This is a genomic window from Tardiphaga sp. vice154, assembly GCF_007018645.1.
GTDB lineage: Bacteria > Pseudomonadota > Alphaproteobacteria > Rhizobiales > Xanthobacteraceae > Tardiphaga.
Genome location: NZ_CP041399.1, coordinates 3,862,215 through 3,874,691, shown reverse-complemented (window position 1 = coordinate 3,874,691; position 12,477 = coordinate 3,862,215). Strand labels below are relative to the sequence as shown.

Genomic DNA, 12,477 nt, shown 5'->3' with positions numbered 1-12,477 from the left:
GTCAGGCCATGAACAAGCGTATCATTCCGTTAATCATGTGCGGCGGCGCCGGCACGCGGTTGTGGCCGTCGTCGCGCGAGGGCCGGCCGAAGCAGTTTCTGCCGCTGTTCGGGCCGCGCTCGACCTTCCAGGACACCATGCGGCGGGTCTCGGACGCGGAGCTGTTCGAGCGGCCGATCGTCATCACCAGCGCCGCCTATCGTTTCATGGTGCGCGAGCAGCTCGCCGAGATCGGGCTGGAGGCCGACGTGCTGCTGGAGCCGATGCGGCGCGATTCCGGTCCGGCGATCGCGGCGGGTGCCGCCTTCGCGCAGACCCGCGACGAGCAGGCTGTGGTGCTGGCGCTGGCCGCCGACCACGTCGTCAAGGATACGCCCGCTTTCGTCGCGGCCTGCCGGCAGGGGCTCGCCGTGGCAGACGAGGGTCATATCGTGACCTTCGGCGTCAAGCCGGAACGGCCCGCCACCGAATACGGCTATATCAGCCCCGGCGCGGCGATCGCCGGCGAGGTCCACAAGGTCGCAAAATTCGTCGAGAAGCCGGATCTGGCGACCGCGACAGAATACATCGCCAGTGGCTATCTGTGGAACAGCGGCAACTTCATGTTTCGCGCCGCGATGCTGCTGGAGGAATACGCCCGCGTCGATGCCGACAGCGTGCAGACAATTACTGAGGCGGTCGCCCGGGCCGGCCGCGATCTCGGCTTCGTCACGCTGGACAATGAGGCGTTCGGCCGAGCCCGGTCGATCTCGATCGACTATGCCGTGATGGAAAAGACGAAGCACGCCGCCGTGGTCCCGGTGTCCTGCGGCTGGTCGGATGTCGGCTCGTGGCTGGCGGTATGGGAATTGTCCGACAAGGACGGCTCGGGCAATGCTGCGCAGGGCACCGCGGTGTTCGAGGATTCGCGCAACTGCAACGTGGCGACCGACGGCGTCGTGGTGGCACTGGAGGGGGTCGATGACCTCGTCGTGGTGGCGACGCAGGATGCCGTGCTGGTATCGCGGCAGAAGGACGCCAACGGCCTGAAGCGGCTGGTGGCCAAGCTGAAGCTCACGGCGCCCAAGGTCACCGAGGATCACCTCAAGGTGCATCGTCCCTGGGGCTCGATCCAGGCGCTGGAAGACGGCGAGCGCTATCAGGTGAAGCGCCTCGTCGTGCGCCCCGGCGAACGATTGTCGCTGCAGATGCACCACCACCGCTCCGAGCACTGGATCGTGGTCCGCGGCACGGCAAAGGTGACGCTCAACGACGCCGAGAAGATCGTGCACGAAAACGAGTCGATCTATATCCCGCTCGGCGCCACGCACCGTCTGGAAAACCCCGGCAAGATCCAGCTCGAGCTGATCGAGGTGCAGACCGGCAGCTATCTCGGCGAGGACGACATTGTGCGTATCGAGGACGACTACAAGCGGGTCTAGTTAGGCGTGGCTGGCAGCAACGGCCGGCAGCCACGTCAGGCGCGATAGCCTTCCGGATTGGTGCGTTGCCAGTTCCAGGCATCGCGGCACATGTCGTCCAGACCGCGCGTGGCCTGCCAGCCCAGAACGTCGGACGCCAGCTTTGGACAGGCGTGATAGCTGGCGATGTCGCCCTCGCGCCGCGGCGCGAACTCCACCGGAATTGCGCGCCCGCTCGCTTTGGCGAAGGCTTCGACCATCTCGAGAACGCTGCTGCCGCGGCCGGTGCCGAGATTGAGTCGGACGAGCTCCTGCGTCTCGAGGCACTGCAGCGCCTGCAAATGTCCTGTTGCCAGGTCCATGACATGGACGTAATCGCGGATGCCGGTGCCGTCCGGCGTGTCGTAGTCGTTTCCGAATATCTTGAGCGACGGGCGGCGCCCGACCGCGACCTGCGCAATGAACGGCATCAAATTGTTGGGCACGCCATTTGGATCTTCGCCGATCAGGCCGCTCTCATGGGCGCCGACCGGATTGAAATAGCGCAGGATTGCGACCCGCAGCGCCGCGGAAGAAGCGGCGATGTCGCCCAACATGTCCTCGGCCATTTTCTTCGTTCGGCCATACGTGTTGAACGGCGCGAGCGGGTGGTCTTCCTGCAGCGGCAGCGATTGCGGTTCGCCGTACACCGTCGCGGATGAGGAAAACACCAGGTTGCGGACATTGGCGATCCGCATGGCTTCGACAAGATGCAAGGTACCGGCGACATTGGTGTCGTAATACAGCGCCGGCTGGCTCGCCGACTCGGCAACCGATTTCAGGCCGGCAAAGTGAATGACGGCGTAACAGCGATGGCCGGTCAGTGCGGCGACCAGCGCCTCGCGGTCCCGCACGTCGCCGGTCACCAGCGCCGGCGTGACGCCGGTGATGCGCCGGATCCGGTTCAGGACCTCGGGATGGCTGTTGCAGAAATTGTCGTAAATGACGACGGCATGGCCATGCCGGATCAATTCCACGCAGGTGTGCGATCCGATGAAACCGGCTCCGCCTGTGATCATCACGGTCATCGCTGCAGTCTAGAGCAAGCCGTCCTCATTGGTACAATTTGAGGATTTTAACCTTACTGTTTGCGGGGCTGAGCTGGTTGTTAGGGGGGCGTCTGCGTGGCTGGCCTCCATTCGGATGGCGGGATCCGCCTGCATCAGCGCGCCGCCAGCAGCCGTTTCTCCCTGTAATTCTTTGAATCAAAACGTGTTTGGATGATTGACGGGCACCATCGCCACATTTGTGGCACCATGCTAGGAGAACCCGTGCGCCGAAGGGCGCTTCTGTTCGGGGTTTGAGCGATGGTTTCCAAGATCGGCGACAAGTTAACGGCTGCGGGTTCACATGGCCTCGATGCGGACCGCGTGCTGCGTGTCGGCGTCGTCGGTGCCGGCGTGATGGGCACCAACCACGGCCGCGTCATGGCCGGGTTGCCGGGCATCGAGCTGGTCGGCATCGTCGATCCCCTTGCCGAGCATCGCGCCCGCGCCGCCAAGATGATCGGCTGCCCGACCTTCACGGATCTCGATCAACTGCTCGAGGCCGGCGTCGATGCGGTGACGATCGCCGCGCCGACCCATCTGCACCATCAGGTGGCGCTGGCCTGCATCGCCCGCGGTATTCATGTGCTGGTCGAAAAGCCGATTGCCTCCACCGTGGCCGAGGGCCGTGAAATCGTCGAGGCCGCCCGCCAGGCCGGCGTGACGTTGATGGTCGGCCATGTCGAGCGCTTCAATCCCGCGGTCGCCGCCGTCAAGCAGGCGATCAAGGGCGAGGACATTCTGTCGATTGCGATTACCCGCGTCGGACCGTTTCCGCCGCGGATGTCGGACGTCGGCGTCGTCATCGATCTTGCCGTGCATGACATCGACCTGATCCGCTGGTTCACCGAATCCGACATCGTCGATGTGCAGTCGCAGCTTGCCTCCGCCATCGCCGAGCGCGAGGACATTGCGCTGCTGCAGTTCCGCACCGAGTCCGGCGTGCTGGCGCATATCAACACCAACTGGCTGACGCCATTCAAGGCGCGCACCGTCACCGTGGCGACGCGCGGCAAATATGTCATGGGCGATCTCCTGACCCGTCAGGTTACCGAATGCTTCGGCTTCCAGACCGATGGCTCCTACTCGATGCGGCATCTGCCGGTCGCACAGGACGAGCCGCTGCGTGCCGAATTGACGGCGTTCCTCGGCGCCATCCGTACCGGTGGCGTGCCCGCCGTGACCGGCGAAGAGGGCGTCGCCTCGCTCGAAATCGCGATCCAGTGCCTGGACGCGCCTAAGAAGCCCGCCGCCACCGCGGCCCGCCCGGCGCCTCGCAAGGTCGTCGGCTAGCCATCCCGTCCGGCGCGCCCGCGCGCCGCTGTCCACCGTAAATTTCTGCAGGCCTCCCATGAACCAGCATACCCGCGTCACTCCCGTCCCGTTCATCGACATCGGCGCGCAGCGCCGCCGGCTTGGCCCGGCGATCGACGAGGCGGTGGGTCGCGTCCTGACGCATTGCCAGTTCATCGGCGGCCCGGAAGTCACCCAGCTCGAAGCTGCACTCGCCGCCTATAGCGGCGCCAAGCATGTGATCAGCTGCGCCAGCGGCACCGATGCGCTCTTGATGGTGCTGATGGCCAAGGGGGTGGGCCCCGGCGACGCGGTGTTGTGCCCGTCCTTCACCTATTGCGCCACCGGCGAGGCCGTGGCGCTGACCGGCGCGACGCCGGTCTTCGTCGATGTCGACGAGGCTACCTACAATATCGACATCGCCTCGCTGAAGCGCGCCGTCGTCACCGCCAGACAGCTCGGCCTTAAGCCCAGGGCAATCATTCCCGTCGATCTGTTCGGCCAGCCTGCCGATCACGATGCCGTCGCAGATGTCGCCCGGGCAGAGGGCCTGTTCGTGCTCGACGATGCCGCGCAGGCATTCGGCGCGACCTACAAGGGCAAACGCCTCGGCACGGCGGCGCTCGCCACCGCCACCAGCTTCTTTCCTGCCAAGCCGCTCGGTTGCTATGGCGATGGCGGCGCCATCTTAACCGATGACGATCAGCTGGCCGACGTCCTGCGCAGCATCCGCGTGCACGGTCAGGGCACCGACAAATACGACAATGTCCGCCTCGGCCTCACCGGTCGCCTCGACACCATCCAGGCCGCGGTGCTGCTGGAGAAGCTGAAAATCTTCGACGACGAGATCGCCGCGCGCAACAAGGTGGCCGAGCGCTACGCCCGCAGCCTCGGCAACATCGTCACCGTGCCCCGCGTCACCGAAGGCAACACCTCGATCTGGGCCTGCTACACCATCCGCCTGCCGAAGGGCACCGACCGTGCCGCCTTCGCCGCCGCGCTGCAGGCGCAGGGCGTGCCGTCCGCGATCTATTACGTGAAATCCGTGCACATGCAGACCGCCTATGCCGGCTATCCGGTCGCCGACGGCGGCCTGCCGGTCTGCGAGGCACTGTCGTCGGACGTCATCAGCTTGCCGGTGCACGCCTATCTCGACGAGCCGACCCAGGAGCGGGTCATCAAGGCCGTGCGCGACGCGCTGGCGTAACGCGACCGAGCGTCGCTGCGAGAGTCCCCACCCCGGCCCTCTCCCGCTTGCGGGGGAGGGCCGGGGTGGGGGCCGCCACATACTCAGCAAATTCATTTGGCCTCCGCGCCGCATGCTGTAGAAGCGGCTGATGCTCGGACGTATTTTCACCGTTGGCGGATACACGCTGCTGTCGCGGATCACCGGATTCGCGCGCGATATCCTGCTTGCGGCGATCCTCGGCGCCGGCCCCGTCGCCGACGCCTTCTTCGTGGCGCTGCGGCTGCCGAATCATTTTCGCGCGATCTTTGCCGAAGGCGCCTTCAACGCCGCCTTCGTGCCTGCCTATGCCCACGTCCATGGTGAAGGCGGCCCGGCTTCGGCGCGGTTGTTTGCCAACCGCATCTTCACGTTGCTGTTCGTCTCGCAGGTCGTGCTCCTCGCGATCGCACTGGCATTCATGCCGCAGGCGATGAGCCTTCTCGCGCCGGGCTTTTCCGACGAGCCCGAGCAGCGACGGCTGGCGATCGAACTGACGCGCATCACTTTTCCCTATCTGCTCCTGATCACTTTGGTGACGCTGTATGGCGGCATGCTCAACGTCGTGAACCGCTTCGCCAGTGCCGCCGCCGCCTCGATCTTCCTCAACATTTCGATGATGGCCACGCTGGCGCTCGCCGTGTTCTTTCCGACCGCCGGTCATGCCGCCGCGTGGGGCGTGCTGATCTCCGGCTTTCTGCAGTATTTTCTGCTGGCCGGCGATCTCTCCCGCCATGGCGGCCTGCCGCGCTTCGCACCATTGCGGCTCGATGAAGACGTCCGTGCCTTCTTCCGCGCGCTGGGACCTGCGACCCTGGGCTCGATGGGCACGCAGGTGGCGCTGTTCGCCGACACCATCATCGCCACCTTTCTGCCGGTCGGTGCGCTGTCAGCGCTGTATTATGCCGACCGCCTCAACCAGTTGCCGATCGGCGTGATCGGCATCGCGATCGGCACCGTGCTGCTGCCGGAAATGTCGCGGCGGATCACCTCCGGCGATCATGCCGGTGCGATGGCCTCGCAGCGCCGCGCCTTCGAATTCACGCTGTTGTTCTCGGTGCCGTTCGTCGCCGCCTTCCTGGTGGTGCCCGACGTGATCATGCGGGCGATGTTCGCCCGCGGCGCCTTCACCAAGGCCGATGCGGTGGCGGCCGGCGCCACGCTGGCGGCCTATGCGATTGCGCTGATCCCGTTCGTGCTGATCCGCAGCGCGGTGGCAACGTTCTATGCCCGCAAGGATACCGCGACGCCGGTGAAGGCGTCGCTGACCGGCATTGCCGTCAACGTGCTGTTGAAGATCCTGCTGATGGGATCGCTGGCGCAGGTCGGGCTGGCGCTGGCCACCGCGGTCGGGGCTTGGGTCAACCTGCTGCTGGTGATCGGCTTTGCGGTCCGCGCCGGCTATCTCGAGTTCGATCGCGGCTTCATTGTGTCGCTGGTCAAATTCCTGCTGATCGGCCTCGCGCTGGCGGCTGCGCTGTGGGGGGCCGCGCGATATGCCGCGCTGCAACTCGCTTCCTGGACGACGTTGCGCGACGAGGCGGCGCTCGGCGTGTTGATCACCGTCGCCGTGGTCGTCTATGCCACGCTGGTGCTGCTGCTTTTCGGTCGCAAATGGCTACGGTCGCTGGTGCGAAGCTAGGCCGCAATTGCGCTATGCTGATTTCGGCTGCACAATAGAACAAATCTAAGTGCAGTCGGAGGAAGTATGGCTCCCATCAAGTTCGGCGTCGGCCAAAGCGTGTTGCGCAAGGAAGACGATGCGCTGATCCGCGGCCATGGCCGCTACACCGACGACCATGCGCCGCAGACCCTGCATGCCTTGATGCTGCGCTCGCCGCACGCGCACGCAAGCTTTACGCTCGACGCCACGCGCGCCCGCGCGCTACCCGGCGTCGCCGCGATCCTCACGGCCGACGACGTCAAGGATCTGGGCGGATTGCCGTGCCTGTTCAATCTGCCGGACACGCCCTTCACCGGCCCGGACTATCCGATCCTCGCCGCCCGGGAAGTGCGCCATGTCGGCGACGCCGTGGCCTTTGTGGTCGCCGATACCATCGATCAGGCGCGCGACGCCGTCGAGGCGATCGAGGTCGATTGGACGCCGCTGCCGTCGGTCAACGGTCTCGCCCATGCCGTGAAGAAGGATGCGCCGCAGGTATGGAAAAAACATCCCGGCAATGTGCTGTTCGACGTGCCGATCGGCGACAAGAAGGCCGTCGATGCGGTGTTCGCCAAGGCGCCGCTCACGGCCGAGGTCAGGATCGTCAATCCGCGCGTGATCATCAACTACATGGAGACCCGCGCCGCGGTCTGCGAATATGACGCCAAACGCGATCACATGACGCTGACGATCGGCAGCCAGGGCAGCCATCGGCTGCGCGACATCCTGTGCGATAACATCCTCAAGATCCCGCATGACAAGATGCGGGTGATATGTCCGGATGTCGGCGGCGGTTTCGGCACGCGGCTGTTTCCGTACCGCGAATATGCGCTGGTGGCGGTGGCGGCAAAGAAGCTGCGCAAGAACGTCAAATGGGCCGCGGACCGTGCCGATCATTTCGTCGGCGACGCGCAGGGCCGCGACAACGTCACTTATGCCCGCATGGCGCTGTCCGAGGACGGCAAATTCCTGGCGATGGATGTCGATCTGATGGCCGACATGGGCGCCTATCTCTCGACCTTCGGGCCCTACATCCCGCATGGCGGCGCCGGCATGCTGCCGGGGCTCTATGACATCCAGAAATTCCACTGCCGGGTTCGCACCGTGTTCACCCATTCGGTGCCGGTGGACGCCTATCGCGGCGCCGGGCGGCCCGAGGCGGCCTATGTGGTCGAGCGTCTGGTCGATGCCTGCGCGCGCAAATTGGGCATGACGCCGGATGCGATCCGCCGCAAGAATTTCATTTCGCCCAAGGCGATGCCGTACACGACCGCCACGGGCAAGGTCTACGACTCCGGCGACTTCACCGCGCATATGAAGCGGGCGATGGACGTCGCCAACTGGAAAGAGTTTCCGAAGCGCGCCAAGGCGGCGAAGAAGCTCGGCCTGGTGCGCGGCATCGGCATGGCGACCTATGTTGAGGTCTGCGGCACGATGGGCGACGAGACCGCCAATGTCGCGCTCGACCAAAGCGGTGACATCACCATCCTGATCGGCACGCAATCGACCGGGCAGGGACATCACACCGCTTATGCGCAGATCGTCGCCGAACAATTCGGCGTGCCCCCCGACCGCGTCCATATCATTCAGGGCGATACCGCCAAGGTGGCCACCGGCCTCGGCACCGGCGGCTCGGCCTCGATCCCGACCGGCGGCGTCAGCGTGCAGCGCGCCACGCGCAAACTCGGCGACTATCTCAAGGAACTGGCCGCCGACGTGCTGGAGACCAGCCTCGGGGATATCGAAATTTCCGACGGCACCGCCCGCGTCGCCGGCACCGACCGCGCGATCAGCTTCACCGACCTCGCCAAAAAGGCCGACCCGTCGAAGCTCAATGCCTCCGAAACCTTTTCCAGCGCCGACGGCACCTTTCCGAACGGCACCCATCTGGTCGAGGTCGAGATCGATCCCGCGACTGGCAAGATTGCCATCGTCAATTACGTGATCGTCGATGATTTCGGCGTCACGCTGAACCCTCTGCTCTTGGCCGGGCAGGTTCACGGCGGCACCATGCAGGGGATCGGCCAGGCGCTGATGGAGCAGGCGGTCTATGATCCGAACGACGGGCAGCTGGTCACCGGCAGCTTCATGGATTATGCCCTGCCGCGTGCGGCGGATGGCGCCTCGATCTCGTTCGAGACGCACAACATTCCCTGCACCACCAATCCGCTGGGCGTAAAGGGGGCCGGCGAGGCCGGCGCGATCGGCTCCTGTCCCGCGGTGATGAACGCCATCATCGAGGGCCTGCACCGCGAATACGGCATCTCCCATATCGACATGCCCGCCACGCCGGAACGTGTCTGGATGGCGATCCGCGAGCACGACCGGCTGCATAATCTTTGAAAAGCTCGCCGGGAATAGACGCCCGGCGGCGGTGTTTGGTTGTCAGTTGCGCCTTCGTCTTAATCGAATTCCAATGGGGATAAACGCATGAAACGCTCGATCATCGTTCTCGGGGCTATGTTGCTGGGTGCCAGCGCCGTCATGGCGCAGCAGGATATCGTCAAGGATCGTCAGGCCACGATGAAGGCCAACGGCCGCGCGCTCGGCGGCACGCTCAGCGCCATGGCCAAGGGCGACAAGCCCTACGACCAGGACGCGGTCGACGCCGCGCTCGTCGTGCTGGACGATACCGCCAAGAAGCTCCCGGCGCTGTTTCCGGAAAGCACCAAGGGCATGAAGGCGGAAGGCGACTACAGCACCTCGCCGAAGCTGTGGGAAGACAAGGCCGGCTTCGACGCCAAGGTCGCGAGCTTCACCAAGGTCGTCACCGAAGCCAAGGCCAAGATCAAGGATCTCGACAGCCTGAAGGCGAATGTCGGCGGCATCGGCAAGGAATGCGGCAGCTGCCACGAGGCGTTCCGGCTGAAGATCTGAGACCGATCTCCATAGACAGACAAACGCAACTGTCGTCCCGGACAAGTTCGCGTTAGCGAACGCAAATCCGGGACCCATGCCCTCCGAAGTCATTCGGCAACAACAGTTTAGTCTCTCTGCTCTCAATCGATGAGATGAAGGCTATGCATCCCGGCTTGCGCTCACAAGCTCGCTTGCCGGGATGACATAGTTATTACTGTTACTTCGTCACCTGGCCGCGGATCTCGCCGCCTTTGTTGGCCTCGGTGTGCACGTTGACGTAGTACTTGCCGGCGACGAGGTCGGCGGCCTGTGCGTCTGTCAGCGTCACGCTGCCTTCGCTCGGGCTGGTGGCGGGCGCGATCGGCACCGCGACGCCGGCGTTCTTGCCGGGCTCGGCGGGGCCATGAAAATGCGCCATCGTCGCCGGACCGGTCAGGCCCGAATAGCTCAGCTTCCAGGTCAGCTTCTTGGTGGCCGGGTCGAAATCGATGTCGGCGGTGCCAGTACCGGTGCTGGTATTGGCCGGCACCTCGCTGGCGCTGTTCAGCGTGGCTTTCATTTTGTCGGCAAAGGCCGGTGCGGATATCGCGATGGTCGTCAGCGCGAGCGTGGCGAACATGGTCTTGGCAATGGACATGGTTTTCTCCCTGTAGATGTCGTTATAGGAACGTCCGCCCTTCGGTTTTATTCCCACGATATAACAGTCGCGGATCACGATTTCGTTCCGCACATCGCCGCCGCGTTCGGCATAATAGGGAATCGTGATCATGGGGGCGGACCGGTCGTGCTGAAACGGATTTTCGCAGTTGCGGCAGCCGCCATCGCGATCGGCCTTGCGCTGTTCTGGTGGCTGACGATTCCCGCCACCGTCGCCGCCAGCGCGCTGGGGTCGTACACGCCGGATCCCGCCAAGGGCCAGGCCGTGTTCTACGCCGGCGGCTGTGCATCGTGTCACGCCACGCCGGCGCAGCCCGACCGGCTGCGGCTCGGCGGCGGCCTGCCGATCGGCTCGCCATTCGGCACCTTTCACGTGCCGAACATTTCGTCGGATCCGCAAGACGGCATAGGGAACTGGAGCGAGGCGCAGTTCGTGACGGCGATGCAGAAGGGCACCTCGCCGGACGGCGCGCACTACTTCCCGGCGTTTCCCTACGCCGCCTATCAGCACGCCAAAGTCGAGGACATCCGCGACCTGTTTGCCTACCTCAAGACATTGGCCCCGGTCGCCGGCCGTGCGCAGCCGCATACCGTTCCGTTCCCGTTCAACATCCGCCGCAATATCGGCGTCTGGAAGCTGCTGTTCCTCGACGCCGATCGCCGGATTGCGGACGCCGCGCGCAGTCCGCAGTGGAACCGGGGCTCCTATCTGGTCAATGCGCTCGGCCACTGCGCGGAGTGCCACAGCCCGCGCAACGCGCTGGGCGGCATCGTCGCGAAGCAGCGCTTTGCCGGCGGTCCCAATACCGAGGGCGAAGGCTGGGTGCCGAACATCACCCAGAAGGGCCTCGCCGACTGGAGCGAGAAGGACATCGCCTACCTCCTGGAAACCGGCCAGACGCCGGAAGGCGACACCGTCGGTGGCTCGATGGCCCCGGTGATCCGCAACACCTCGAAGCTTTCGGCCGAAGATCGCCTGGCGATGGCGACCTACCTGAAGTCGCTGCCGGCCGTGGAAGGGCCGCCCCGGCCGAAGAAGAAGGGGTAGGGCAGAACAGCATCCTTCGAGGCTCGCCAAAGACGGCGAGCGCCTCAGGACGACGGCGCTGGAGCCTGCGCATGGATTCGCCGCGAGCCATGCTGCATCGGTAGTTTTCCCGGCGGCGCTCGCGTGGTTCTGTAGAAATACATTCCACGATCCCCGAATCCCCGATCCCATGAACATCCTCAAGGCCGTGTCGCTGAAGATTGCCAGCACGCTGGCCTTTGCGCTGATGGGCGCGCAGGCCCGCTATCTTGGCTCGACGCTGCCGGTCGGCGAGATCGTGTTCGCCCGCGGCCTGTTCGCGCTGATCCCGATCGTGCTGTTCTTCGGCTGGCGTGGCCAGTTGCGCGGCGCCCTGAAAACCGAACGGCGCAAGGCGCATCTGGTGCGCGGCGCCTTCAGCGTGGTCGGCACGTTCTGCACCTTCGGCGCGCTGGCGCGGCTGCCGATCGCCGACGTCACCGCGATCGCCTTCATCGCGCCGCTGATCACCGTGGTGTTCGCGGCGGTGATCCTGAAGGAGCACGTCCACGCCTATCGCTGGTCGGCAGTCGGCGTCGGCTTCTGCGGCGTGATCCTGATGCTGTCGCCGTATTTCGGCAACCATGCCGCGTTGACGACATCGATGATGATCGGGCTGTCGCTGGCGCTGCTCAATGCCGTGTCGTCCGGCGGCGCGACGATTCAGATCAGGCGCCTGACCGCGACGGAATCCTCCGCCGCGATCGTGATCTTCATGACGCTGACGGTGATGGCGGTATCGCTGCTGACGGCGCCGTTCGGCTGGCGGATGCCAGCCACGGGCCCGGAGATCGGATTGCTAATCGGCATCGGCATCGCCGGCGGGCTTGGCCAGATGCTGTTCACCGAGAGCTATCGCTTCGCCCCGGCCTCGTTCCTGGCACCGTTCGATTACACCGCGATGCTGTGGGCGTTCCTGCTGGGGTTCTGGATGTTCGGCGAGGTGCCGACACCCTACGTCGTCGGTGGCGCGGTGATCGTGGCCGCAGCCGGCATTTTCGTCATCCTGCGCGAGCGCCATCTCGGCCTGAAGCGGCTGCGCGACACGCCGATGTCGCCGATCTCCACGATGGCCGACGACGAAATCGACCCGGACGCGCCGGTGAACCGACCGTTGAAGACGATCCGCGAAGTCGCCTGACGGAATATGCTGCATTGCACCGCGCGATGCGGTCGCAAGCGCCCCTGCGGCATGGCAGAAGCGGGGTTGCCGGGCCTTGCTCCGGCCA

Annotated in this window: 10 protein-coding genes; 8 read left to right on the top strand and 2 right to left on the bottom strand. The window is 65.0% G+C overall.

Annotated elements, in window-relative coordinates:
• The first annotated feature begins 8 nt into the window (after positions 1-8).
• Positions 9-1,421, top strand: a complete 1,413-nt coding sequence (locus FIU28_RS18185) for a mannose-1-phosphate guanylyltransferase/mannose-6-phosphate isomerase (protein WP_143574593.1) — start codon at positions 9-11, stop codon at positions 1,419-1,421.
• 35 nt (positions 1,422-1,456) lie between these two features.
• Here FIU28_RS18185 and galE read toward each other — a convergent pair whose 3' ends face one another.
• Positions 1,457-2,467 carry a UDP-glucose 4-epimerase GalE gene (galE, locus tag FIU28_RS18180; protein ID WP_143574592.1) on the bottom strand — a complete coding sequence of 337 codons (1,011 nt, stop codon included), beginning with the start codon at positions 2,465-2,467 and terminating at the stop codon, positions 1,457-1,459.
• A gap of 279 nt (positions 2,468-2,746) precedes the next feature.
• On the opposite strand from galE, the gene FIU28_RS18175 reads away from it, so the two are divergent.
• From FIU28_RS18175 to FIU28_RS18155, 5 genes are all read left to right on the top strand, one after another.
• A complete protein-coding gene (locus FIU28_RS18175; RefSeq protein ID WP_143574591.1) occupies positions 2,747-3,778 on the top strand; it encodes a Gfo/Idh/MocA family protein in 1,032 nt (343 codons plus the stop codon).
• A 58-nt stretch (positions 3,779-3,836) separates the two neighbouring features.
• The gene (locus FIU28_RS18170) at positions 3,837-4,985 is read left to right on the top strand and encodes a DegT/DnrJ/EryC1/StrS family aminotransferase (RefSeq protein WP_143574590.1); all 1,149 of its coding nucleotides are present in this window, start codon (positions 3,837-3,839) and stop codon (positions 4,983-4,985) included.
• 130 nt (positions 4,986-5,115) lie between these two features.
• Positions 5,116-6,645: a murein biosynthesis integral membrane protein MurJ gene (gene murJ / locus FIU28_RS18165; protein ID WP_143574589.1), complete on the top strand. Its 1,530-nt coding sequence runs from the start codon at positions 5,116-5,118 to the stop codon at positions 6,643-6,645.
• A gap of 66 nt (positions 6,646-6,711) precedes the next feature.
• A complete protein-coding gene (locus FIU28_RS18160; protein WP_143574588.1) occupies positions 6,712-9,009 on the top strand; it encodes a xanthine dehydrogenase family protein molybdopterin-binding subunit in 2,298 nt (765 codons plus the stop codon).
• An 87-nt stretch (positions 9,010-9,096) separates the two neighbouring features.
• Positions 9,097-9,543 carry a c-type cytochrome gene (locus FIU28_RS18155; RefSeq protein WP_143574587.1) on the top strand — a complete coding sequence of 149 codons (447 nt, stop codon included), beginning with the start codon at positions 9,097-9,099 and terminating at the stop codon, positions 9,541-9,543.
• Positions 9,544-9,742: 199 nt separating this feature from the next.
• On the opposite strand, the gene FIU28_RS18150 is transcribed toward FIU28_RS18155, so the two are convergent.
• Positions 9,743-10,144 (bottom strand): CHRD domain-containing protein, encoded by a 402-nt coding sequence (locus FIU28_RS18150; RefSeq protein WP_246661015.1) that lies wholly within the window; start codon positions 10,142-10,144, stop codon positions 9,743-9,745.
• Positions 10,145-10,309: 165 nt separating this feature from the next.
• On the opposite strand from FIU28_RS18150, the gene FIU28_RS18145 reads away from it, so the two are divergent.
• Positions 10,310-11,230 carry a c-type cytochrome gene (locus FIU28_RS18145; RefSeq protein ID WP_143574585.1) on the top strand — a complete coding sequence of 307 codons (921 nt, stop codon included), beginning with the start codon at positions 10,310-10,312 and terminating at the stop codon, positions 11,228-11,230.
• Between the two features lie 169 nt (positions 11,231-11,399).
• Positions 11,400-12,389, top strand: coding sequence for a DMT family transporter (locus FIU28_RS18140; RefSeq protein ID WP_143574584.1), 990 nt, complete (start codon positions 11,400-11,402; stop codon positions 12,387-12,389).
• Positions 12,390-12,477: the final 88 nt, after the last annotated feature.